General features: G+C 47.7%; 20 protein-coding genes. 5 read left to right on the plus strand and 15 right to left on the minus strand.

Annotated elements, in window-relative coordinates:
* Positions 1 to 318 precede the first annotated feature (318 nt).
* The gene (locus tag PSE6802_RS35360; RefSeq protein WP_263970349.1) at positions 319 to 444 is read right to left on the minus strand and encodes a hypothetical protein; all 126 of its coding nucleotides are present in this window, start codon (positions 442 to 444) and stop codon (positions 319 to 321) included.
* A gap of 31 nt (positions 445 to 475) precedes the next feature.
* On the opposite strand from PSE6802_RS35360, the gene clpB reads away from it, so the two are divergent.
* Complete coding sequence (clpB, locus tag PSE6802_RS0114010; RefSeq protein ID WP_019500688.1) at positions 476 to 3,103, plus strand: ATP-dependent chaperone ClpB; 2,628 nt, start codon at positions 476 to 478, stop codon at positions 3,101 to 3,103.
* Positions 3,104 to 3,199: 96 nt separating this feature from the next.
* On the opposite strand, the gene ubiE is transcribed toward clpB, so the two are convergent.
* Complete coding sequence (gene ubiE, locus PSE6802_RS0114015; RefSeq protein ID WP_019500689.1) at positions 3,200 to 3,904, minus strand: bifunctional demethylmenaquinone methyltransferase/2-methoxy-6-polyprenyl-1,4-benzoquinol methylase UbiE; 705 nt, start codon at positions 3,902 to 3,904, stop codon at positions 3,200 to 3,202.
* A gap of 120 nt (positions 3,905 to 4,024) precedes the next feature.
* Between ubiE and PSE6802_RS0114020 the strand changes: the two genes are divergently transcribed.
* A complete protein-coding gene (locus PSE6802_RS0114020; protein WP_156815519.1) occupies positions 4,025 to 4,681 on the plus strand; it encodes a hypothetical protein in 657 nt (218 codons plus the stop codon).
* A gap of 422 nt (positions 4,682 to 5,103) precedes the next feature.
* On the opposite strand, the gene PSE6802_RS0114025 is transcribed toward PSE6802_RS0114020, so the two are convergent.
* Positions 5,104 to 5,607: a DM13 domain-containing protein gene (locus PSE6802_RS0114025; RefSeq protein WP_019500691.1), complete on the minus strand. Its 504-nt coding sequence runs from the start codon at positions 5,605 to 5,607 to the stop codon at positions 5,104 to 5,106.
* Positions 5,608 to 5,964: 357 nt separating this feature from the next.
* On the opposite strand from PSE6802_RS0114025, the gene PSE6802_RS0114030 reads away from it, so the two are divergent.
* A complete protein-coding gene (locus tag PSE6802_RS0114030; protein WP_019500692.1) occupies positions 5,965 to 7,011 on the plus strand; it encodes a CobW family GTP-binding protein in 1,047 nt (348 codons plus the stop codon).
* Positions 7,012 to 7,207: 196 nt separating this feature from the next.
* Positions 7,208 to 8,509, plus strand: a complete 1,302-nt coding sequence (locus PSE6802_RS0114035; RefSeq protein ID WP_019498766.1) for an NF041680 family putative transposase — start codon at positions 7,208 to 7,210, stop codon at positions 8,507 to 8,509.
* 86 nt (positions 8,510 to 8,595) lie between these two features.
* On the opposite strand, the gene PSE6802_RS0114040 is transcribed toward PSE6802_RS0114035, so the two are convergent.
* From PSE6802_RS0114040 to PSE6802_RS28990, 10 genes are all read right to left on the minus strand, one after another.
* The gene (locus tag PSE6802_RS0114040) at positions 8,596 to 8,925 is read right to left on the minus strand and encodes a hypothetical protein (protein WP_019500693.1); all 330 of its coding nucleotides are present in this window, start codon (positions 8,923 to 8,925) and stop codon (positions 8,596 to 8,598) included.
* A 226-nt stretch (positions 8,926 to 9,151) separates the two neighbouring features.
* The gene (locus tag PSE6802_RS0114045) at positions 9,152 to 10,627 is read right to left on the minus strand and encodes a carotenoid oxygenase family protein (protein WP_019500694.1); all 1,476 of its coding nucleotides are present in this window, start codon (positions 10,625 to 10,627) and stop codon (positions 9,152 to 9,154) included.
* Positions 10,628 to 10,868: 241 nt separating this feature from the next.
* The gene (locus PSE6802_RS0114050) at positions 10,869 to 11,690 is read right to left on the minus strand and encodes an ADYC domain-containing protein (RefSeq protein WP_019500695.1); all 822 of its coding nucleotides are present in this window, start codon (positions 11,688 to 11,690) and stop codon (positions 10,869 to 10,871) included.
* 4 nt (positions 11,691 to 11,694) lie between these two features.
* Positions 11,695 to 12,297 carry a hypothetical protein gene (locus PSE6802_RS0114055; protein WP_019500696.1) on the minus strand — a complete coding sequence of 201 codons (603 nt, stop codon included), beginning with the start codon at positions 12,295 to 12,297 and terminating at the stop codon, positions 11,695 to 11,697.
* 62 nt (positions 12,298 to 12,359) lie between these two features.
* The gene (locus PSE6802_RS0114060; RefSeq protein WP_019500697.1) at positions 12,360 to 12,548 is read right to left on the minus strand and encodes a hypothetical protein; all 189 of its coding nucleotides are present in this window, start codon (positions 12,546 to 12,548) and stop codon (positions 12,360 to 12,362) included.
* Between the two features lie 121 nt (positions 12,549 to 12,669).
* On the minus strand, positions 12,670 to 13,152 hold the full coding sequence (locus PSE6802_RS0114065; protein WP_019500698.1) for a hypothetical protein: 483 nt from the start codon (positions 13,150 to 13,152) through the stop codon (positions 12,670 to 12,672).
* Positions 13,153 to 13,493: 341 nt separating this feature from the next.
* Positions 13,494 to 15,152, minus strand: coding sequence for a C1 family peptidase (locus tag PSE6802_RS31115; protein ID WP_019500699.1), 1,659 nt, complete (start codon positions 15,150 to 15,152; stop codon positions 13,494 to 13,496).
* 103 nt (positions 15,153 to 15,255) lie between these two features.
* Complete coding sequence (locus PSE6802_RS0114075) at positions 15,256 to 15,561, minus strand: protease inhibitor I42 family protein (RefSeq protein WP_019500700.1); 306 nt, start codon at positions 15,559 to 15,561, stop codon at positions 15,256 to 15,258.
* A gap of 98 nt (positions 15,562 to 15,659) precedes the next feature.
* The gene (locus PSE6802_RS0114080; protein ID WP_019500701.1) at positions 15,660 to 16,070 is read right to left on the minus strand and encodes a hypothetical protein; all 411 of its coding nucleotides are present in this window, start codon (positions 16,068 to 16,070) and stop codon (positions 15,660 to 15,662) included.
* 188 nt (positions 16,071 to 16,258) lie between these two features.
* On the minus strand, positions 16,259 to 17,554 hold the full coding sequence (locus tag PSE6802_RS28990) for a calcium-binding protein (protein ID WP_019500702.1): 1,296 nt from the start codon (positions 17,552 to 17,554) through the stop codon (positions 16,259 to 16,261).
* A 230-nt stretch (positions 17,555 to 17,784) separates the two neighbouring features.
* Between PSE6802_RS28990 and PSE6802_RS0114090 the strand changes: the two genes are divergently transcribed.
* Positions 17,785 to 21,510 (plus strand): WD40 domain-containing protein, encoded by a 3,726-nt coding sequence (locus PSE6802_RS0114090; RefSeq protein ID WP_019500703.1) that lies wholly within the window; start codon positions 17,785 to 17,787, stop codon positions 21,508 to 21,510.
* Positions 21,511 to 21,571: 61 nt separating this feature from the next.
* On the opposite strand, the gene PSE6802_RS0114095 is transcribed toward PSE6802_RS0114090, so the two are convergent.
* Together PSE6802_RS0114095 and PSE6802_RS0114100 are read right to left on the minus strand one after the other, a co-directional pair.
* Complete coding sequence (locus PSE6802_RS0114095; RefSeq protein ID WP_019500704.1) at positions 21,572 to 22,195, minus strand: Uma2 family endonuclease; 624 nt, start codon at positions 22,193 to 22,195, stop codon at positions 21,572 to 21,574.
* A 707-nt stretch (positions 22,196 to 22,902) separates the two neighbouring features.
* Positions 22,903 to 25,071 (minus strand): peptidase domain-containing ABC transporter, encoded by a 2,169-nt coding sequence (locus PSE6802_RS0114100; RefSeq protein WP_019500705.1) that lies wholly within the window; start codon positions 25,069 to 25,071, stop codon positions 22,903 to 22,905.
* Positions 25,072 to 25,158 lie beyond the last annotated feature (87 nt).

Raw genomic sequence — 25,158 nt, forward strand, 5'->3', positions numbered from 1 at the left:
GAATAAAACCGGAAACTATAGCTTCCGGTTTTATTCATTTTAAAAGTTTTTTAAATTTAATTTTATAGTCAAGACCTTTATATAAGCTGGCCTCGATTCAATGATTCTATTCTTACTGAAATTTGCAAAATGTGGGGATCGCTTAATTATTTCTTCATAATTGCTAGAGTAGTCACGCAATTTAAGTAAATATACTCAATTTCCCTGGATAAATGCAAATCTTACCTTGTCTCAAGGCATACAAGGTCAATCTCTACCTGGTCAAGCAAGCTTGCACAATTGGCTGTTAGTTTTAACACATTAATTGTTTAGATATTATTAAAATTCTGGAGCGATCGCTTTAGGCTTGGAATCACTATCCAGGAGCTTTTGTACGGAAACACGCACTTCAGTGTTAAGTAGAACCGCCCTCTGGCAAATCAGAAACGACCATAAAATAGTCATCAATCCAGCATAGAGACATGAGGATGAGGGTATGCAGCCAACCAACCCCAATCAATTCACCGAGAAAGCCTGGGCGGCGATCGTGCGCACGCCAGAAGTAGTCAAGGCAGCCCAGCAGCAACAAATTGAAAGCGAGCATTTACTAAAAGCCCTACTTGAAGAAGAAGGACTTGCTACTAGCATTTTTAACAAGGCTGGTGTCAGCGTACAGCGCATTAGAGAGCGCACAGATGAGTTTGTCAACCGCCAGGCCAAAGTTTCGGGTAGCAACACATCTGTATACCTAGGACACAGCTTAGATAGCCTTTTAGATCGAGCCGAACAGGAACGTAAAGCGTTTGGCGATGACTTTATCTCGATCGAGCACTTAATCCTGGGCTATATCAAGGACGATCGCTTTGGGAAGGCATTATTCCAAGAGATGGGATTAGATGGCAACAATCTCCGTAAAATTATCGAACAAATTCGAGGCAGCCAAAAAGTGACAGATCAAACACCCGAACAAAAATATGAAGCCCTGGAGAAGTACGGGCGAGATTTAACTGAGCTTGCTAAGGCAGGTCGCCTCGATCCCGTCATCGGTCGCGATGAGGAAATTCGTCGCACTATCCAGATCCTATCGCGCCGCACCAAAAACAATCCCGTTCTGATTGGCGAACCCGGCGTTGGTAAAACCGCGATCGCCGAAGGTCTAGCCCAACGTATTCTCAACGGCGACGTGCCTGAGTCGCTGCGCGAGCGCAGGCTGATTGCCCTCGATATGGGTGCCCTGATCGCCGGTGCCAAATATAGAGGGGAATTTGAGGAACGCCTCAAAGCCGTTTTAAAGGAAGTGACGGAATCCCAGGGGCGAATAATTTTATTCATCGATGAAATACACACGGTCGTGGGGGCGGGGGCAACACAAGGTGCGATGGATGCGGGTAACCTGCTCAAGCCCATGCTGGCGAGGGGAGAACTGCGCTGCATCGGTGCCACTACCCTTGACGAATACCGCAAATACATTGAAAAAGATGCCGCCCTGGAACGCCGCTTCCAGCAGGTCTACATCGATCAACCTGGTATTGAAGATACGATCTCGATTTTGCGCGGTCTCAAAGAGCGCTACGAAGTTCACCACGGTGTCAAGATCTCCGATAGTGCCCTGGTTGCTGCTGCCACGCTATCCAATCGCTATATCAGCGATCGCTTTTTACCAGATAAAGCGATCGACCTGGTGGACGAAGCCGCTGCCAAGTTGAAAATGGAAATTACCTCCAAGCCGGAGGAACTGGACGAAATCGATCGCAAAATCCTGCAACTGGAGATGGAGCGACTGTCTCTGAAAAAGGAAACCGATCCCGAATCTAAAGAACGTCGCGAACGTTTAAGCAAAGAGCTAGCAGATCTAAAAAACGACCAGTCTACGCTCACAGCGCAATGGCAGTCCGAGAAAGAGGTAATCGACAGTATCCGCAAACTCAAGGAGGATATCGACCGCGTTAACCTAGAAATCCAGCAGGCAGAACGGGACTACGATCTCAACCGCGCTGCCGAGCTAAAGTATGGTAAGCTCACCGACCTGCAACGCCAACTGCAAGAGTCTGAAACCCGACTGAGCGAGGCTCAAACCACGGGGCGATCGCTCCTGCGCGAAGAAGTCAGCGAAGAAGATATTGCGGAAATTATTGCCAAGTGGACGGGCATCCCCGTCAGCAAGTTGGTGGAATCTGAAAAAGAAAAACTCCTGTACCTGGAAGCAGAACTCCACAAGCGCGTTGTCGGTCAATCCGAAGCCGTCACTGCCGTTGCCGATGCTATCCAGCGATCGCGCGCCGGACTGGCCGATCCCAATCGCCCGATCGCCAGCTTTATCTTCCTCGGCCCTACGGGGGTTGGTAAAACTGAGCTAGCCAAAGCCCTTGCCGCCTACATGTTCGACACCGAAGAGGCAATGGTACGCATTGACATGTCTGAATACATGGAAAAACACAGCGTTTCGCGCCTGGTTGGTGCACCTCCCGGCTATGTGGGCTACGAAGAAGGCGGCCAACTCACCGAAGCAATTCGCCGCCGTCCCTATGCCGTAATTCTGTTTGACGAAATCGAAAAAGCCCATCCCGATGTTTTTAACATCCTGCTGCAAATCCTCGACGACGGTCGGGTAACTGATTCCCAAGGACGGACGGTGGACTTCAAGAATGCTGTCATTATTATGACCAGTAATATTGGCTCCCAATATATCCTCGATATCGCAGGCGATGACTCCAAATACGAGGAAATGCGCTCTCGCGTGATGGAAGCCATGCAAAGCAGTTTCCGTCCCGAGTTCCTCAACCGCATCGACGAAATCATCATCTTCCACGCTCTCCGTCGCGAAGAGTTGCGTCGCATTGTCAAACTCCAGGTAAAACGCCTGGAGCAAAGGCTAGCCGAACGCAAGATGACGCTCAAGCTCTCGGATGCCGCCTTAGACTTTATTGCCGAAGTGGGCTACGACCCCGTCTACGGTGCTCGACCGCTCAAGCGCATTATCCAGCGCCAGATCGAGACCCAAATTGCTAAAGCAATCCTCCGCAGCGAATTCAGCGATGGCGATACCATCTTCGTCGATATCGAAAACGAGCGTCCATCCTTCAAAAAGCTCCCAGCGGACTTACTCGCTACCAGCTCAACCTGACGAGCAGTAAGGGTTTAGCATTTGTCTGGTAATCTCTGCCTTAAACGCAGGTATTCGTTACAAATGCTAAACCCCAGCGGCATCCCCACCCCCCATCTAATTCCTCAATACCAAAATCCCCATCATTCCTCCCGCGATCGCATAGTGAGTAGCCTTGCTAAATCCCGCCGCTAGTGCCAGTTGCTCCTGCTCTTTTCCCACCGGAAATTTTGCCAAGCTGGGTGCAATGTACTCGTATTCTTCAGCCATGCCCTTTTGCCTCGCCAGCGGCACCACAATCCGCTCCAGATAAAATTGCTGGAATTGTGCCATGAGGGCATCATCAGGACGGTGAAAATCAAGGATCGCGGCGATCGCTCCCGACTTTAAGACCCGTTGTAGTTCTGCTAAACATTGGGGAATATCAACTACATTTCGTAGACCATAGGCCATCGTTGCCCCATCAAATGTGCGATCGGCAAATTGCAGATCGAGGGCATCACCCTCTTGCCACACAACGCAACTTTGCAATTGTGGATAAGCAGCTATTTTTTGCGCGGCAATCTCTAACTGAGCGCAGGCAAAATCTACGCCAAACACTCGACCCGCTGGTGCGACACGGCGAGCTAACACGATCGCCAAGTCGCCGCTACCACAACACAAATCCAAAACGGTTTGCCCTGGCTGAGGATCGATCCACCGCACTGCCATTTTTTTCCAGATCCGGTGTTGCCCCAGGCTTAACAAACCATTTAAGTCATCGTAAACAGGAGCAATACGTTCAAATATCCGGCGCACGTTCGCTGCAGATTGAGTTGTCATTATTTTTGGATCGTTTAACCTTTGCTGACTCTGAACAAGTTTACCGATTAATGCAGGACATCGTAGGGGAATTACAATTAAGCTAGATAATAAGTAAATATGCTAGAACCACTGTGAAAGATGACACCACCTAGAGGCCGAAGATCCCAACGGAGAGGAAAACAGCCCAGTAATAGGAGTAATTTTTCTAAAAGCTCCCAAGGCTTAATGCACCAGGCGGGCAAAACCTGGAATATTGTGGTTGAAAAAATCCGCCTCACTGCTTCTCACCTGCAGCCAGCAAAATCCACTGAGGGATCGCCAAGATCTTGGCTAACACTGCCCCAACTACCATTATTCATAGCTGGTGGTATTACTCTATTAGTAACGATTGTTTTTGGCTCTGCCCTCACCAACCAGGGATTTATCTTTAGCTCCTCTGAGATCGGCGATCGCAACTGTCAAACTAAGCTAAATGGCAAGTGGCAGACTAACTGGGGCAACATGTCTTTCCAAGAAGAAGGTGGCTCGGCCAAAGTTAAGGGTAAATACGAATATCAAAATCTCGACCGAGGCAAGGTCAAGGGGGAAATTACAGGAACACTGAACGCGGATGTCCTTAACTTTGATTGGCAAGAAACTACTGGTAAAAATCAAGCTAAGCAACAGGGGAAGGGGAGTTTACTATTTCGCAACAATTGCAAAGACTTTTTCGGCAGTTATGGCCTCAACAATAACGATACAGGTTTAGGTAATTGGCGAGGCACGGTTTTGCAGGTTACCCCCATAGGAAAGTAGCGATCGCTGACAGCCAGGTTTCAACAGCATGACAAAAAATTCTTGCTGTAAGTTTTTCATTTATAGCTACAGCCAATAGGCTTAGGACGGGGTGCAGGGGTTCCACACGGCAGTGGCTCTAGCGGGGAACCCCCAAGACCGCCCTGCCTCCCCTGCGTGGGGCGCAGCCCCCACACCCCCTGTCCTAACAGATCTGTCTACGGCTATATATATAGCGTTTTTCAATTGAGAACAGGTTTTATTGACGGGGTGAAGGGGTAGAACCCCTTCTTGGGGGCAACGCCCCCAAACCCCCTTCTCGTTTTCATCTGAAAACTGCTATAGCCATACTAGCAGTCCTCGCAGGCGGACTTTGCTCGTATAGCCGCGACTTTCAATCGCCAGTCAATATTAGGGATAATTAACGTGGATTTGATGTGAGACTAACTACCCAAAGATGCCGTACCAAAAGTGGCATTAAATTGCTTGCACCAAATCGCTACAGAATGAAAATCAGACACCTGGACATTACTGGGAATTTCGTATTTTTGGGAGCCATTCGTACTCTGGAGGGGGCTGATATTGATGTAGTCCCCTTCTTTAATGCTATAGGTAGGGGGCTTAGTTTCTTTGAGTAAATCCCTAGACCGATGCAAAACCACCACTAAATCTGGACCTTTATCAGTTTTAAATGACCGATCGAACTCAATAAAGTTTTTGCCATTCTCAGTTACAATTCTTACCTTCCCTTCCGTAGGAACCTCGGCTTTAACAAAACTGCCAGAGCGATCGGAAGCATTGGTAGCTGTTGGAGTTGTTTTACTAACTTCATTAGGATTACTGGTGTTGGGGTTGTTGGGGTTATTAGCGCTATTATTTGAAGGTGTAGGCGTACAGCTAGCTAGTAGAAGTATGAGTGCCGTCGATGCCAAATTTTGAAATTTCATAGTTTACTGTCCCGGAATTGATAACTATATCTCACACAGAAATATACGAATGAGTCGGTTAACTAGTTTTGATTCAAAGATACGCCAGTTTGACAGACCTCACCCCCAACACCTCTCCTCGAAGGAGATGGGAGCAAAACCCCTATCCTACTGTTATTCTCCCTTGACTAAAAGGCGAGGGAAGTAGGGGCATTTACAGGGTTCGTCGAACTCACGTTAAAGATACTTAATACTTATACTTATTTACTGTGTCTCAAGGCCACGATCGCGATCGCAGGTATCAGGCGATCGCGATCGCTAAAATTAGTAACATATAATCAACTATACATTTGAACTTAGACACCTATTTCAGCCATTATGACTACACGATCCCAGGTGCCTGTGACTGTTTTAACCGGGTTTCTCGGTGCAGGTAAAACCACGTTACTCAATCATATTCTCACTGCCGAGCATGGCAAGAAAGTGGCGGTGATTGTAAATGAGTTCGGCGAGATCGGGATCGACCAGCAATTAGTTATAAATGCTGACGAAGAAATCTTTGAAATGAATAACGGCTGTATTTGCTGCACCGTGCGCGGCGACCTCATCCGCATCATTGGTAACCTCATGCGCCGTCGCCAAAAGTTCGACCATCTCCTGATTGAAACTACCGGGCTTGCCGACCCCGGCCCCGTAATTCAAACCTTCTTTGTGGATGAGGATATTCAGGCACAAATGAATCTGGATGCGGTGGTGACTGTGGTTGATGCCAAGCATATTAGCCAGCATTGGGGCGATCGCGAAGCCCTGGAACAAATTGCCTTTGCCGATGCGATCTTGCTTAACAAAACCGATCTGGTGAGCGAGGCAGAGCTAAAAGCCCTGGAGTCCAAAATTAGGTCGATGAACGCGATCGCTAAGATTTACCGCACCCAACTGCGGCAACCGGATGAAGCTCAGATTAAGGCCGTACTCGATGTCGGCGGCTTTGACTTGGAACGCATTCTAGCCATCGAGCCGCATTTCCTTGGAGATCGACACGATCGCGAGCACAACCATGAGCACAACCACGACCACGACCATGAGCACGACCACGACCACGGGCATGGCGAGCACGAACACGACCAATCGATTACTTCAGTTGGTATTGCTGTAGATGGAACTGTCGATCCGCAACGGCTCCACGATTGGATGGGAGGACTGCTGCAAACTCAAGGCCCGGATATCTTTCGGATGAAGGGAATACTTAACATAGATGGAGAGAGCGATCGCTTTGTATTCCAAGGCGTACATATGATCTTCGACGGTATCCGCGATCGACCTTGGAAGAGCGACGAATCGCGTCGCAATCAATTAGTTTTCATTGGACGCAATCTAGATGCTGAAAAGCTAAAGCGGGATTTTCATGCCTGCCTAGTCCGATAATCCACCCTCAAACCTCCCCTCCCAAGGGGGAGGTTTGGGGAGATTGTCATTCTGCAAATGAGAGACATCTTCTAAGGGAGCAGTTTTCATCTTATTACTGGAGTTTAGACTAAAAAGTGGTAAAAAGCAGCCAGCCATTGCAGACTGACCGCTTGATGATGGAAGCTGAAAAGACTATAAAATCAACAGCTTCATCATGATTAGTTTGGATAAACTTGAGCAATTTCGCAAGTACACGTACGAAATTATAGGGAACGGGAGAGATGCGCTGTTCGACTTGATGGATGCGGTACTGACGAGTCGGAGTGTTTCATCGTTTGTGGAACTTTCGTTAAGCCCATTATTTCGGAGGGAGTGGTCGAGTATCTATGAAGCACTGCAAGATAGTCATCCTCCACGTGAAGACTTGATGAAGCAATACATACAGCAAATGCCGGCAGCAGAGGTGACGATATTGGCGGGCGACCATACAGCCTGGTCGCGTCCCTATGCGGTGACATTACAAGAACGCACCTACGAACATCAACCTCAACCGGGAGTAGGAAGCAAACCTGTTACGGTGGGGCAAGGATACAGCACAATTGCCTGGATTCCAGAGTCAGAAGGGAGTTTTGCCTTACCGTTGCGGCATGAGCGGATCACCAGTTTCGAGAACCCGATTCAGAAAGCCGCTAGTCAGTTACGCTTGGTTTGTGCGGAAATTCCTGGGACTGTGCTTTTCCTGGGGGATGGCGAGTATGGGTGCGCACCATTTTTGCAGCAAACAGCAGACATCCCGTGTATCAAGCTGCTCAGGCTACGCCCCAACCGGGTTCTGTATCATGCCCCAAAGGATTACGAGGGGCATGGGCGACCCCATAAGCATGGAGAGAAATTTAGCCTCAAAGACTCTGACACTTGGTCTATTCCCCAAGCAGACATCACAATTGCAGAGCCTAAACTGGGACGATTGCAAATTCGTCGATGGCCAAACCTGCACTTAAAGCAAGCCGCAGACCATCCCTTTACACTCATTCTGGTCGAACGTCTTGATATGCCTGAATCGAAACCCCTGTGGTTGATTTGGGTCGCTAAAGACGAGCCAATCTTGAGTGAGGTATGGCAAAAATATCTGCGCAGATTTGCCATTGAGCATTGGTATCGCTTGGTGCGTCAACGTCTCCATTGGACAATCCCTCAGCTTTCTACCCCTGCTCAGATGGAGACTTGGTCGGACTTGATGCCTTTACTTACTTGGCAATTGTGGCTCGCTCGTGAACTTGTCCAAGACTCTCCTCTGCCTTGGCAGAAACCGATGACTAAATTGTCTCCTGGTCGAGTTGCAAATGCTTTTGCTTTAGTTTTGGTCAGGATTGGCTCTCCTTCCCCTGACCCTAAACCTCGCGGTAAGTCTCCAGGTTGGCCTCTTGGGAAAAAACGAACCCAACGGATTCGTTATCCTACTGTCAAAAAACGCTATGCCAAGCCCCTCAAAAAAGCTTCCGCTGCAACTGCTTAGCTCAACTTCTTCCCTTTTATCCTCTCTCTCGCTAGTTTCTATCTAGCGAGATGCTTCTTGTTGCCTTTTAGTCTAAACTCCAGTTATTAGTCCCAACGGGAATGATGCTTTTTGTAGTGATGATTATCATGGTAGCGATAATCCCACTTGTCATAACGGTTATATCTTTCTTCGTAGCGGGACTGATAGTAATCGGCACAACGGTAGTCATGACGATATTCCCAACGATTGCAGTAGGTATAATCTGGGCTATGCTTGTCGTAGCGAATAGAGCTATGCTCGTAACTGTTATACTCATTTGCCTGAGCGGGAACGGTAACTGCACCATAGGCAGCTAGAGAGATGGGTACGGCAGCTAACCAGCTTAGTTTCTGAAGGGAAATATGTTGAGAAATGTTTTTAACGATCGCAGACATAATTCAGTTCTCCTTGTAATGCGGATCTTGTTTCGATCCTTTGCTTGACTGCAATCATCATCGCCGAGATACCAGTGAAAGCTTGCGATCGCGATCGCTAAGATCGTGCGATCTTACAAAGCATAAGCCGCGATCGCGATCGCAAACCAGACTATAGGCTTAGGACGGGGTGCAGCTATAAATTACGATGAAGGTTTTATGGTGTTTAGCAATTAGCTGTAAGAATTTAGATTTCTGGGTCTGCGTTCGCAAATAGGCCGTGAAATTCCAGTGGGATGTGATGGGGTAAATAAGCACGACCTAGCTCTTTAAAAGAGCTGGCATCGAGAACTAACAGAAACGATCGCTGTCTCACTGCATCCAGAACTACACTAAGAATCGCTCCATCATCCTCATCTTTAGCATTGGGAGCAGCGACGAAGATGGGTTCGCCTGGATAGGTATTTGGATCAAACCATCCCTTTGTATTGCGATTATGTACGTCAATCTTGAGGAGTTGACCGACTAGAGTCGGCCAGTCGCGGTTGTGGCTCACGGCATAAGCGTAGCGATAATGCCTCGAACTGCAACGAGCATGGTTGATGCAAACCATTTCAATCTTACGATCTGACAACAACTCATAGTCTACGTCGCTAGAGTGGACGGGCTTATGAAGAGGTAAATGATAACGTCGATATTCTGCTAAGGGATGATCCTCCGATCTAGTCGCGTTGCGCAACAGGTTAAGGTAGGATTTGTACATTAGATCCGGGCGATCGGAAGCAGCGATGTCGATTAGAATCTCATCACCCTGCTCGTAAGCGTTAATGTGATGGAATGCGAAAAATGCTTTGCTTGTGAAACGGACAACCTGTTTGCCTGTTCGCTTGTCGATAACTAGAAAATTAGTGCCGCGTTGCGGTTCCCAACTCAAGCAGTGCATGGGTGCCTTACCGCTTAAGATAGCTTTCATGGATTTAATTATGAGGGGGAACTCCACCAGGATGATGAAGTTCTCTGTCAAGGCAAAGCTATGCATGTAGCACGGGTCGCGCACCGGAATTCTAGCAATTAGTTCGCGTCGATCGCTCGTTGCTTTAATGCGATAGAGATTGTAGGTATTGATGGGGCCAAAGCAAGTTAGGTAGTTGATGTATTCCTGATTCTGATAATCATATTGGGGATGTCCGCAGGAGAGATGCCCAAACAGGCGATCGCTAAAATAAAAAGCCCCTTGAGTTTCCAGCGAGATCGGATCGAAAATCGTCGGTACGGGTTGCTCGGTTAGAGCCAAAAACTTCCCATCTAGATGCATGAAACTGACATTGGTGTTATAGGTCTGACCCGTTCGATAGCCGATCGCGTCCAAAGTCATTCTGAGAATGCGATTGGCGAGGGAGGTGGGTTGAACTGTTTCAAAGCCAGAACTGAGCTGCCCGGTAGACATCATTTGGATGTAAGGGGAAGTACGCAAAAAACGATTGCGGTAGGCAACCCGACCTTTATGGAAAGCATAGCGATGTACCATAGCTAGACCGTCGAACCAGTGATTGTAACTAACCCGACCAATATCGAACTTAGCGGAGCCATTGCGGTACAGACAGCCATGCAGCCAGTGAGGAATTTCTCCTTCCACAGGCAAATTATCAATTTCGACCTCGGAGTTGAGACTGGTAAATGCTAGCTCTACGCCAGTTCGTGTAACAGTAATTGGAACAACCATATAGATAAACTTCCTATCTATGCTTTGCGGGCTTGGGCAAGCCGACTGTAATTTTCGAGATATAGCGGTTTTCAGATGAAAACGAGAAGGGGGTTTGGGGGCGTTGCCCCAAGAAGGGGAGGCAGGGCGGTCTTGGGGGTTCCCCGCTAGAGCCACTGCCGTGTGGAACCCCTTCACCCTGTCAATAAAACCTGCTCTCAAGTGAAAACCGCTATAAAACTCTGGGGATACTTTTTTAGAACTATCTAACCAACGAGCTGTTTGACATCAGTACTTCCGGTACGTGCAGGTTTCCCTTAGTTGATGTAATGGGGTTACCAATCTCTCGAAGCTCTCTCTTTAGCTTGTCGGGACATTCTTTTTGAATTTGTGCGAGTGACTCGGGCCAGCGAGTGCGATGAATAAAAGCGGCACCATCAGGTCGCCAGGCTGCTTCAAATATCATCCCACTCTTAATGGTTTGTGTTTGAATCCCCAGTATGTCATAGACATCAATTGGGGTTCCCTCCTTTGTATGCGGTTTGCCATTGCCGCAATAATCGGCACGAGCCATGCGCGTACAAGCTTGATGGAAGTCTTGTAAAGATCTACCTCGTACCGTCTTCCAGGGTTTATATCCCCACCTCACACATTTAGCTAAAACGCCACTCGTACATGCGAATGTAATTTCTTTACTATTAATGTGCTTGCCCGTCCGATCCCAATGGCCTGCTAAGGGAATTACTTTAGCCATGTTGTTTCGGTCTGGCTGGCACAGGTTGTGCCATGTCGAGTCAGATGGGTTTTGGTAGAGGAGCGTGTAGAGGTAGGTTTCTCGCTCTGGATCGGCTGGATCGAGTTCGACATTACTAATTTTTAGTCTTAGTGGTTTTCCGCGATCGCTGACAATATTGAGGATAGTCCCCTCTAAATCGCTCCCTTTAATGCTCGAAGTAGGTTGAATAGATGCTGGGAAATGTCTGCCAAAGTTCAAATTAAGTGTTTGACAAAGCCATTGCACCATTTGGACAGTCGCAACCCAGCAAACACTCCCAAGTACGAGCAACAGAATTTGTTTGCGCATGATGTCACCTCCTCACCGGGTTAGCCCCACGCAGGTGGAGCACTAACTGTCCGCCTTCCAAACCAATCTCTCGAACTGACATTTCCTTAAGATTAGCTGTGGTAACTGTCAGTTGAGTCCACCCAGTCCCATTGAGACTAACCCCATTCATGCTAAGACCTCCTCCATTGAAGCTAGTCCCATTTTGGAAACCTCCGTTTGGCATAAGGCTATTTACAGCATATCCGTTCAGGTTTGTCCCATTAGGGTGCACATGGAATACTAACTGTCCGCCTTCCAGTCCAATCTCCCGCACTGCCATTTCCTTAAGATTAGCTGTGGTAACTGTCAGTTGATTCCATCCAGTTCCATTCAGGTTAGCCCCATTCTGGTTAACCCCATTGAAGCTAGTCCCATTCAGGCTAGCCCCATTTGTAACATATCCGTACAGGTTAGTTCCATTTTGCTCAGGATCGCATTTTGGAGAACCTGGAGCACACACTGGCATTAGCATAACTCTGTCGCTATATCTATTACTCGTAAGCTGCTGCTCTGCTGTAGGTGCGGCAAGAGTAGTTGTTAAGGATATTCCTGCTACTAAAGCTAATTGATGTAGATTGTATTTCATAGTTGATAAACTCCTTATGGGTGTATAGTTTTCCAAATCAAGTCCAACACTACTAATTCCAATTAATCGTCATTAAGGTCAAGTCCGGATCGCCATCCCGCGATCGCCTTCGTCTCTCGTTCGCTAAACTCGTGAATTGTTTCTACAAGTTGCGCGATCGCCAGTCTTGCTAGCACCACTTCCGAGTTAGAGGTATATGCGCGCTCTGCTGGATTTTTGTCTTGGCAATGTTCTAAGTATTTGTTAGACATAATAGTTCTCCCAATCGAATTTCTTTATCTATAAGTCAGAATAGTTAGTATCACCAAGATTGTCAGCCGGAAAAGTTAAGTAAAAATCGCAATGTGGCGATCGGAAAAGATCGGATCTTGCCTAAGCTGGTACGGGTTCGAGCGGCTGACCGAGAATTTTCGCGATCGCCTCTGGTTGCATGGTCTGCAAGTATTCGGGCGTGAATTCTGATGGAAAAAACTCAAACAGGATGCGATTTTCCACCCAAAACTCGATCGCGCTGAAGGGGACGACATCGCCCTTCATGCGGGTCAGGACGCGCCAACCTTCGCGTTGGCCGATCTGCTCGATTTGCTGAGGCGCGATCGGGACTGAAATTGCTGCGTGCATGGATACCAGATCGGCAGGTTCAGTTTGCAGTACTTTAGCTGACTCAGTATCATTGCCTGGAGACCATACATCGCCTTCTTTAAACACCACAATGTGCGTGCCATAGTAGTCAAAGGGTATAACCAGGTAGCTGCCAGCAACTAGGAATTTATATACTTTGCCATTCATGATTTCAGCTAGGACGCTAGCAACCCGCAATGGGTTATGAGCATCAATCGAAATATGGTGAATCATGAGAATAACTCCAAAAAGTTGAAAGTTGCGCTCTTAAGCACACTTTTAGAATAGGGAAACTTTTTGTTGCAGTCAGCCAGAAAAAGTCAGGAAAGATCCAATCGGAAGATCGGAAAAGATCGGATCTGTATTACCTGGGCGCGATCGCCACTCCCTTGGAATAAATTTGTGGAAGGGCGATCGCTCTATTCGGCGTTGTGGGCAGTGTCTCCCACTGGGATTGCTATAGCAATTTTCAGATCGGAACAAGTAGGGGATTTGGGGGCAATGCCCCCAAGAAGGGGTGGGCCCCCTTCACCCCATCAATAAAACCCGTTCTCAATTGAAAAGTGCTATAAGAACTAGGAAAACACGAAGGCATTGACAGCCACCAAACGGTAGCCTTGAGCCTGCGACTCTGAGGCGCGCCAGTCGAAGTCTTCTCGCGCCCATCCCCATACTGCCGTTCTGTCCTCGCTGTTTTTAGCCCAGATGGCATTGAAGCGCTCCCCTTGTCCATTTGGCAACACGAAGGCATTGATATCCATGAGGCGATACCCTTGAGACTGTAAGGTTGAAGCTTTCCAGTCAAAGTCCTTTCGCGCCCATCCCCATATTGCCGTTCGATCCTCGCTATTTTTAGCCCAGATGGCATTGAAGCGCTCCCCTTGACCGTTTGGCAGCACAAAGGCATTGAGATCCATGAGGCGATAGCCTTGGGACTGCAGCTTTGCAGCTTGCGCGTCAAAGTCCTTTCGCGCCCATCCCCATACTGCAGTTCGATCCTCATTGTTTTTAGCCCAGATGGCATTGAAACGCTCTCCTTGTCCATTCGGCAATACAAAAGCATTCAGATGCATCAGGCGATACCCTTGAGACTGCAGCTTTGCAGCTTGCGCGTCAAAGTCCTTTCGCGCCCATCCCCATACTGCAGTTCGATCCTCATTGTTCTTTGCCCAGATGGCATTGAAACGCTCTCCCTGTCCATTCGGTAAAACGAAAGCATTCAGATCCATTAAGCGATAACCTTGCCCCTGCAATTCTGCGGCGCGACGGTCAAAGTCTGCCCTTGCCCATCCCCATACCGCAGTTCGATTCTCATTGTTCTTAGCCCAGATCGCATTAAAGCGCTCTGGACCTGGATCTGGCAACTTTATTCCGCTTGCCGTCCAGAAGGGGTATTCTGTATCAATACCTATCTCCCCATATCCGATCTTGCCAAACCCATTTTCTCCCCATCCAGTACCCCAGGAGTTCTTGACAATCCAACATTGCTCTGCTTCAGAATATCCAATAACCTCAACACAGTGCAGACCTACCTCTTCACCCGTAACGTGGGTGTAAACTCCACTACCATAGGTATAGAAATCCTCAAACACGTGAATAACAGCCGAACAGGGGCCATGGTTAGTAAGATAGTTTTTGCGGTCAACAACGTTTGCCAGGGTTGAGGAATTAGTGATCTTCACTGCCTTTGAGCGATCGGATATATTCACGCAATGGGCAATCCAATAATGACGATCTGGGTTGGGGTCGTTCTTTGGTGGGCTATCAAATGCAGTCATGTAGGAGAAGTTAGTCTCATTGATAACGCCGCGAACTTTGATTTGATCGTAGGCTTGATCTGGCCACCAACCCTCACACGAAGCGCCATGGGAAGAGCAGAAATGCAGATCGGCTTCCGACAAATTCAATGACTTCCCACGCTCAATAGATGCCATCGATTCTACCACTGCAGTCGTGCAGAACGAGACACAAGAACCACAATATCCCTGATCTTTGACTCCAGTTACATGATTGCCGTTTCGGTTACGCCAATCCACAGCAGGAGCAAAATTAGCAATAGGAGCAGCAGCTAACCGAGCCGGAGCCATTGCAGATGCAAGAGCAGCTCGATCTATGACAACTCCCAGTAGAGCCATCCTTTCTCGATCGCTTAAAAGAGATTGTGGGGTTTGGCGAGCCGTCCATCGAGCCTGAGTTTCTCCGAGACGAGCATTTACTTCATTGAACGAAACCATAGTAATTATTTCCTTTGGATTTGATTTAGATTGAATTTAGACAGCATGTTCCTGCAAGTCATGGTTAGCATGACTTTGGCGAAACGAATTTGGGTTGAAGCCGTTAAACGTCGATCGCAATCTGAATGATGTGTTGCATTTGGGGAGGTTGGTCTTTCTCCCAGGGTCTGCTTTGCACAAACCGAATAGATATCCGTCCGATCGCATGTGCTCGGATGACAAACACTTCATCTCGGCTAGAACCCACCGGTAAAGGTTGTTGGTACTCTGCCTCAACCTTTGACACATCAATCGATGTTGCATTTCCCTCGATCTCATAACTCCAGCGATATCCTGCTGTACCAAGGCCTGGCAGACGGAGTGTATATGTCTCTCCGATTTTGAGGGTAAGATTTGAAGGTACTTCCATTGTTGGTTCCTGAATCGCTTTTGATTTACAGAGTTGATGAGTAATGGCTCGGGCGATCGCTTCTTAAAAAATCGTATCAAAGCGATCGCTCGATCTATTTAGAAGTCAATCTGATTTGCTGTACCAGATAGACTAACTGACATGTATGTCTGCGACTGACCCACAGTTTTTACAAGGGTCGATCGCGTGCTAAAAATAGCGATCGTATTCATTGGAGCCGATTTGGTCGTAGCAGGTACGGTTATCGCAGGAACGAGCAAGGTTAAGGTTTCAACCGTGCCAACAGCCTTTTGATTTCCGCTCAGGTTAACGGTCACCATCTGACCTAACTGAGTCTGTTCTACATGAATCTCTTCGCCAACGAAGTTCAGAGTTTGACTGCCCCTGGTAAAGGAGAAGCGTGGAGTACCTGTAAAACTTGTAGTTTCGTATGTAACCCCGATACCGTAACCGCTGAGTATAAATTGATTCGGTTGTACCAAAACTGGTTGTGCTTGTACAGAAGTCATGGATTTTACCTCGTAATTTGTGCTGAGATTTGTAATTAGAATAGATAATTTCTTCGAGATCGGAAATCGGATAAGTTAAGTAAAAGTCAGAATTTAGGATCGGAAAAGATCGGATCTGCTCTCTTTAGGCGATCGCCGCTCCCTTTGAATAAATTTGTGGAAGGGCGATCGCACCTATTTCAGATTCCTTAAGCCACGACTACGAAATCCGAAAGACTGAGATTAGGAGCGCCACTTATGTCAGCAATAACGCCACCAGTACCGCCAACTGTCAACAAACCTGGTAAAGAACCATTTTGGTTGTAGACCAGGGTGCCTCTGTGATAGACGATCTTGGCATTGCTGAATTGAATATCGAAGACACTATCGACTACTTCAAAGTCTGAGGCAAGCAAACTACCTGGGCCACTCGCAAGCGCTGTGAAAGTGGTTTTATCGAGTACAATCTTGTCAGTACCGACTGCGAAGTCAGTAATCCGATCGAAATCGTCACCGCTATTTAAGGGGCGATTCATGTCGAAAAGGAAGCGATCGGAACCGGAACTGCCAGTCAAGATATCGGTACCTGACCCTTCACCTCCGTTAAGAGTGTCATTGCCATTACCGCCAATCAGAGTGTCAACTGAACCTTCTCCATCTAGGAAGTCGCTACCTTGGCTTCCGAGCAGGTTGTTACTGCCACTATTGCCATCGAGTGTAACCGATCCCTTGGTGAAAGCAGAAGCATCAATATTGACGGGAGCACTATTGTTTGAGAAAACAAACAGTTCCGCATTCTCAATTCCATTCAAGGAATCAGTACCGTCACCTGTCACGCTGGTATCAGTAAGAACAATATTAGATCCAACAGCAGCATTGACGAAAACTCTATCAATGCCATTCCCGCCGAAGAGAGCGTCATTGCCAAGTCCGCCCCTAAGGGTATCATTGCCATCTAGACCGTTAATCGTGTCATTTCCTGCTAAACCACTCAAGTTATTATTGCCAGCGTTACCAAGCATGAGATTGCCTAGATCGTTGCCACCACCAGAAGTATTACCAGTCCCAACTAGAGTAAGTCTTTCTACGTTTGCAGGCAAAGTGAATGAGACAGAAGAGTTGACGATATCATTTCCTTCATTAGCTAGCTCGGTGATGGAAGTATTGAATACTCCAACTGCATAGGTATCATTATCCGCTCCACCCACGAGGGTGTCTATACCTAAACCACCATTCAGGATATCGCTACCAGCACCACCGTTCAGGCTGTCATTACCTGCACCTCCAAAATTATCCCCAACGAGTTGGTCGTTACCAAGACCTCCACTCAGGATGTCATTACCATCCGCACCAAAGAGGAAGTCATTATCTGCTCCACCTATGAGTGTATCATTACCTCCCAGACCATTAACAGTATCATTACCTGCTAAAGCATCGATAAGGTTAGGCAATGCATCACCAGTGATGCTGTCATTACCTGGGGTAGGATTTCCAATAATAGCCATAATTTTCTCCTTTGATTGATTTTGTGCTTATGCGTTTTATTTGTTGCGATCGCTATCTTCAAATTGCATCGCGGCGATCGCTGATTTCTTGTTCAGAATAGAAGAATTATTTAGTGCTGTCTGCCGGAAAAGTTCAGGAAAAGTCAGGAAAGAATGTCGGAAAAGATCGGATGGCGATCGCTATTAACGGGTGTAAAATATAGTACTGTTACGCGTTATGGATTGCGATCGTGACTGCTGAAGAAGCCTTAGCCCTACTCGATACGCTATTAGAGCCAAAGCTTAAAGACATCCAGGAGCAGGTCTTTCGGTACGCTTGGCAAGGATGGACGTACCCCGAAATTGCCGAGTATCTCGGCTATGACAGCAGCTATATTCGCGATGTCGGTTACGAATTGTGGCGACAACTAACTCAGAAATTAGGCGAGCAAGTCACGAAAAAGAACGTGCAAGATGTATTGAAGCGACAAACTCGACTGAGACAGAGTATTACCAAACACCTTGCTGCCTCCAACCCCGCCGCAATTGATGCACCTGTAGCGATCGCCCCCGAAGCAACCCCAATACCCAGAACGCCTGACACAGCTAACATTACCGATGGCGATAGGATAGTTCCTGCATCAATAGGATCGAGCACCAGTAATAACCAGTACTGGGGAGAAACGATCGATGTTTCGACGTTCTACGGTCGCGGTATAGAAATGGAGCGATTGCTGCAGTGGCTGATTGAGGATCGCTGTCGCTTGGTATCCGTGGTTGGCATGGGGGGAATTGGCAAGACTACTCTGGTAGTAAAGTCGATCGGGAAACTGCAGGACGAATTCGACTTTCTGATCTGGCAATCCTTGCGCAACGCTCCTCCGATCGCTGAAGTATTGGTTACCTCAATTCAACATCTCTCTCAGCAACGCGAATCGCCTGTGGATCGATCGATTGAAACCCTAATCTCCCAGTTGATAGACTATTTCCGTTCCTATCGCTGTTTGTTGATATTAGATAACTTCGATGCGGTTTTAGAAAGCGCCGGGGGTACCAACTCATCGTCGGGTAGTGGGGCAAGGCAATATAGGGAGGGATGTGAGGGATATGAGGAACTGCTTAGAAGAGCCAGCAGCGAATTTCATTCTAGCTGTTTAGTTCTGACAAGTCGCGTAAAGCCAAAAATATTGAGTCCGTTAGAAGGGGATAGACTATCCGTGCGATCGCTGCTTTTAACTGGGTTGAGCAAGGCAGAAATACCAGAGATTTTCAAAGTTGATGGCTGTTTCTCGCAAGTAGAAACCGATTGGGAGCGTTTGACTGAGATTTATGCTGGCAATCCCCTGGCGCTCAAAATCGTTTCGACTACAGTACGAGATCTTTTCGATGGCAGCATTCCAGAGTTTCTAGCTCAGGGGGCGATCGCATTTGGGGATATTAATTTACTGCTAGACGAACAATTCGATCGCCTCACTGATTTGGAAAAGCAGGTGATGTATTGGCTGGCGATCGATCTCGAATGGGTGACACTTGCGCAATTGCGGGAGAATTTCTTTCCCAGTCCGCTGTCGCATACCTTGATGGAGGCACTGCTATCTCTGGTGCAGCGATCGCTGATCGAGAAAAGTGCTGGCAATTTCACGCTGCAACCAGTGGTGATGGAGTACGTAACGGAACAGTTGCTTGGACATATTAGCGAGGAACTGGAAACGCAGGAGTTAAATCTATTTGTCGATCATGCTTTGATTAAGGCTCAGGCGAAGGATTACATTCGGGAGAGTCAAGTCCGCGTCATTCTAGAACCACTGGCTCAAAGATTAGTTGGTAAATGGCGATCGAAGAAAGAAGTAGAATATCGTCTTAAAAGCATTTTATTCAAGTTGCGATCGGCTGCGCCACGCAAGCTAACGGAGTTTCCCCACTCAGTTGGATATGCGGGCGGGAACATTATCAACCTATTGCGCCAACTCCAGATCGATCTGAGCGGCTATGATTTCTCTCATTTGAATATTTGGCAAGCTTACCTTCAGAATACGGCGCTCCATCAGGTCAACTTTGCGTATGCCGACTTCGCCAAATCGGTGTTCGCTGAAACTTTAGGTAGTATTTATACAGTTGCGCTTAGTTCCGATGGCAACTTTTTAGCAACGGGCGATACCCATCCCGAAGTTCGTTTGTGGCAAATGCCAACCGGTCGGCATTTACTGACTTTAGTGGGGCATAAGGGGTCGATTTGGTCGCTGACATTTAGTCCGGATGGAAAAACACTTGCCAGTTCGAGTTTCGATGAAACCATTAAGCTATGGGATCCTCACACAGGGGAGTGTCTCAGAACTTTTCGACATAGCGAAGTTGGAGGTATCCGATTCAGCCCATGCGGTCAGATCGTCGTTGTTTCCGGTCATGACAGTAAAATTCAGCTTTGGAACGTAAACACTGGGGAATGCTTTAGAACATTGCACGGTCATACTGGTGGAATAGCAAATGCTACATATAGTCCGAATGGACAAATCCTCGCCAGTTGCAGTAGCGATGCCACGATTTGTCTTTGGGATGTAAAAACTGGGGAATGCCTCAAAACCTTACACGGGCATAGTAGCTGGATTTGGACAGTGGAATTTACTCCCGACGGTCGCACACTTGCTAGTGGTAGTAAAGATAGTACTATTCGTTTGTGGGATATAGCTAAGGGAGAGTGTTTTAAGATTCTTGAAGGGCACGGCAGTTGGGTTAGATCGCTCGTAATTAGTTCAGATGGAAAAACCTTGATAAGCGCTAGTGAAGATCGTACGATACGATTGTGGGATTTAGAGACTGGTCAATGCCTTAAAATCCTCCAGGGACATACAAGCAGAATAACATCGATTGCCCTCAGTACAAACGATCTAACGCTTGTTAGTGGAGGCTCCGATCTTGCTATCAAAATATGGGATGTCAAATCTGGGAAATGTAGTAAAACATTACAAGGGCACGGTCACATAATTAGTGCTGTGGTATTCAGTCCCAACGGTCAAACTTTAGTCAGCGCCAGCTCCGATCGCACGGTTCAGATGTGGGATGTAGACTCTGGAGCACGTCTGAATACATTACACGAGAATGTCGATATAGTCTGGGCAGTTACGTTCAGCCCAGATGGTCAAACCCTTGCTACGAACAGCGATCGCGCTGTCAAACTCTGGAGTACGAGTACCTGTCAGTGTCTCAAGACATTGCACCGTCGCAGTGCAGGTTTAATCTCTTCAGTCGTATTCAATGGCAACGGTCAACTCCTGGCTAGCACCAGTCACGATAAAATCGTCAGACTTTGGAATACAAGTACTGGTGAATGTTTGAGGGAGTGGCAGGGAGATACTACAATTGTATATTCAGTGTCGTTCAGCCCGGACGATCGCATCCTCGCCACGGGCGGCATCGACGCAAGAATCAAGCTGTGGGATGTAACTACTGGTGAATGCCTCAAAACGTTGCATGATGGCACCCAAGTCTGGTCGATTGCCTTCAGTCCAGATGGGCTAATCCTGGCTAATGGGAGTAGTCGTAATACGGTGAAACTGTGGGAGGTAGACTCTGGGAAATGCCTCAAGGAGTTGGAAGGGCACAACAGTCAGATCTGGTCAGTTGCCTTCAGTCCAGATGGACAAATCCTAGCCAGCGGGAGTAGCGATCGCACGATTCGACTTTGGGATATGCGGACTGGGGAGTGCCTTAGAACGTTGCAGGGACACTCAGATTCGGTAGAGTCTGTTGCTTTTAGGCCAGATAATTCTCAAACTCTAGCAGAATCAATAAATTCACATCAAATCCTGGCTAGTGGCAGTAAGGATGAAACGATTAAGCTTTGGGATGTGGAGACAGGCGAGTGCCTCGCAACATTGCGATCGCCCCGACTCTATGAGGGCACGAACATTACGGGTGTTACAGGAATAACTGAAGCTCAAAAAACGACGCTGAAGGTGCTGGGAGCAATGGAGCAGTAGGTAGAACTCGGTGGTTTTGAGTGCCATTGTTCTGTGTGTGGGGAGCTAGAAAGTTTAGAGGTTAGGGGGCTGTTTCAGTGGTTTCAGGGAGAAATTCAACGTTTGCGTATAGCTCGGATAGGGGAAATTTCAGATCGACACTGGCGAGATAGACTTCAGGATTGGCTGCATCAAAATTTAGCTGCTCGTTGAAAATGTGAATTAATTCCCAGTTATTGCTTTGATTGCGGCGATAGATTTCAAGGCTAGGTCGATCGCAGTCAATTAGTAGATATTCCTGTAAAGTTTCAATGCGACGATAGTTACGGAATTTCTGACCGCGATCGCGACTTTCCGTGCTTGGAGAAAGCACTTCAGCGATCAGGCAGGGATATTGGATGAAATCACGGGCTTGGCGATCGCGATCGTCACACGTAATACTGATATCAGGATAATAATATACGCCTTTGTTGGGGATGGCGACTTTGGCATCATTGACCAATACTTTGCAACCTTTCCCGCGCAAGTGAAGGTTGAGCAAGGTAGAAAGGTTGACTGGTATTTGACTATGGGGAATACTACCGCCTGTCATGGCGATAATTTCTCCATGTTCGTATTCGTGCTTGGTGTCTTGCTGCGCTTCCCATGCCAGATACTCTTGGGGGGACATGGGGGCGCGATCGCTATGTTTTAGTTGGGCAACCATAAATCATTCTCCTTAGCTTGCATTATGCCACTCCATCATTCATATAGCGTTTTTCAGATCGAAAAAGAATTTACTTATGGGGTGAAAGGGTAAAACCCTTCTTGGGGGCAACGCCCCAAACCCCCAGTCTTCCGGAAGCGAAAAGCGCTATAAAGCTTACGTTTTCATAAAGCTGAGAGAGGGAAATTCTAGTTTAATTTTATAGCGTTTTTCAATTGAGAACAGGTTTTATTGACGGGGTGAAGGGGTTCCACACGGCAGTGGCTCTAGCGGGGAACCCCCAAGACCGCCCTGCCTCCCCTTCTTGGGGGCAACGCCCCCAAACCCCCTTCTCGTTTTCATCTGAAAACCGCTATAGCAAGATGAATCATGGGATTGTGGGCAGTAAAATTTGTTTCGTCAAAGCGATAAAAGTATTGCCATTTGGAGATTTAGATAGATGAGATTACCAGCTTTTGCGAACTAGAAGTCATAACTATAGCCGTAGACAGATCTGTTAGGACAGGAGCAGGGGTGTAACCCCTGCACCCCGTCCTAAGCCTATTGGCTATAGCAATACATAAGAAAAGCATCCCTTTACAGATTTTCCTGTTTGCAAAGGTATGCTGCTTTTAATAGCTGCTAATGAAGTTGCTGGACGTACTTGTCGATCCCTCGGCTAATAGTATGGGATATCCAGAACCACTTGGATCTGTCAAAATTGTTTGTTATCGCGTTTTTCGCTCGACAGAGGATGTCAAACTTGGTATTTCTCCTAGATCTGAACTAAGTACTAAAGAAGCATAGTATCCTCTTTGACTAAGAAGTTCCTCATGGGAACCTCGTTCGACTATTGTTCCGCGATCGACGACGAAGATCGTGTCGGCATTGCGAATGGTGCTTAAGCGATGCGCGATCGCAATCCGCGTGCATCCCAGCCGATCTAAATTCTGCTCGACCAAACTCTCTGTCATTACATCCAGGTGGCTGGTAGCCTCATCCAGTAGGATGATGGCAGGCTGATGGACTAAAGCGCGAGCGATCGCTAAGCGCTGGCGCTGACCGCCGGATAATCCAGAACCTCCTTCAGCAATTCTAGTTTCGTACCCCATCGGTAGTTGCACGATATCTTCGTGGATTGCGGCGAGCTTTGCTGCCTGCACTACCTGTTCTAAATCGAGGCTGGGGTTGTTAACCGTGATATTTTGCCGAATGGAACCGCTAAAGAGAAATGGCTCTTGCAACACTACTCCGAACTGACTGCGCAAGGTGCGCCAGTTGAAAGCCTGGAGAGGGATGCCATCATACAGAATCTCTCCCATAGTTGGGAGATACAGACCAAGTAATAGCTTCGCTAGAGTGCTCTTCCCGGAACCAGACCGACCTACTAAAGCAATCTTTTGGCCGGGTTCGATCTCAAGCGAAATGTCGCGCAAGACAAATGGGGCATTTTCGTCGTAGCGAAAGCTCACCTGGTTTAGTTGAATCCGACCCGTCAGGGGTGGTGCGGTTTTTACCCCATGCAGCTTTTGTTCCGGCTCGGCTGTCAAAACATCGACCAGTCGCTCCAGGTGCGCGCCAACTAATTGCAATTTCTGACCGTTGGATACTAAAGATGCTAAAGGTACGAGAAAAGCCATAGCAATTGCGTTAAATGCTAACATCGTTCCCAGACTCATCGTTCCATTCAGCACCAACAGCGCTCCCACCCACAACAATACGAGCGGCGAACCCATCCGCAGTGCTAGCATTGCTGTATCAATCCCAGCCGCTAAATGGTTGCGCTGCAATGAAACATGGAGTTGATTGAAAAATAGATTCGACCAACGGTCAAAGGCTCGATCTTCGCTACCAGATGCTTTCAGTGTTAAAATTCCGGTCAGGGCTTCCACAAGATAGCTATGGGATTCTGACTGAGCGAGTAGATCTCGCTGCATTAAATCGTGTATTCGCCCTGTGGTAGCGAACAAAAGTCCCAACTGCAGCATGCCTGCGATCGAGACAACTAGACCAAATATAGGAGCCTCAGCCAATAGAAGTGCAAGATAGCCCAATACAAAGGCACCATCCAGGACTATCGATAGAGTTTGACTTGTAAGAGTTTCTCGGATAGTGGCGTTACTTGCCAGCCGCATCAACAGATCGCCAGTAGTGCGGCGCTCGAAAAAGCTGAAGGGAAGGGCGAATAAGCGATCGCAGAAATCAAGCATCATGCGAGCATCCATGCGGGCTTGCAAATAGATCAGTAGCGATGCGCGCAGATAGCTAGTCACTGCCTGCGCCAAAAGCGGCATCGCCATACCTACAGCTAGAATTGGCATAGAGCTGGCAATCTGGAGTGGGAGAACGCGATCGACCAATATCTTGGTGAAGATTGGCACTGCTAAGCCAAATACTTGAAGCAGTAGAGAACTCCCCAAGATTTGCGCGAGTAAGCCAGGTCTATCTAACACGTACTGAATCAAATAGTTGCGCCACGATCGCGTATCTTTACGGTCGCGACGTTCAAATTGAGACCCTGGCTCGAAGGTCAAAACTACACCCGTAAAGCCCGTTGCGAATTCGGCAGATGTCAACTGCCTTCGCCCCAAGGCTGGATCGACGATTTCAACTCGCTGCGGCGACCAACGCTCGATCGCGATGAAGTGATTGAATTCCCAGTGAGCGATCGCGGGTAGTTGCACGTATTTAAAATCTGCCAGATCTGCGAGAGAATATGCTTTCACTCTCAATCCATAGGAGCGAGCGCACTTAGCGATCGTCTCGGCGAGCGCTCCATCTCGACCAATGTTCATGCGATCGCGACACTCAGCCACAGTTGTTTCGCGACCGAAGTAGCTGAGAATCATAGCCAGACAGGCTGCACCGCATTCAACAGCGCTAAGTTGCAACCTCATGGGAACTCGATATCGCGATCGCGATATCAATTTTTTTGCACCAAAAGCATAGGAAAGCAGATGCCTAAATCGCCTGCCGAGCGACTC

This window comes from Pseudanabaena sp. PCC 6802 (assembly GCF_000332175.1).
GTDB lineage: Bacteria > Cyanobacteriota > Cyanobacteriia > Pseudanabaenales > Pseudanabaenaceae > PCC-6802.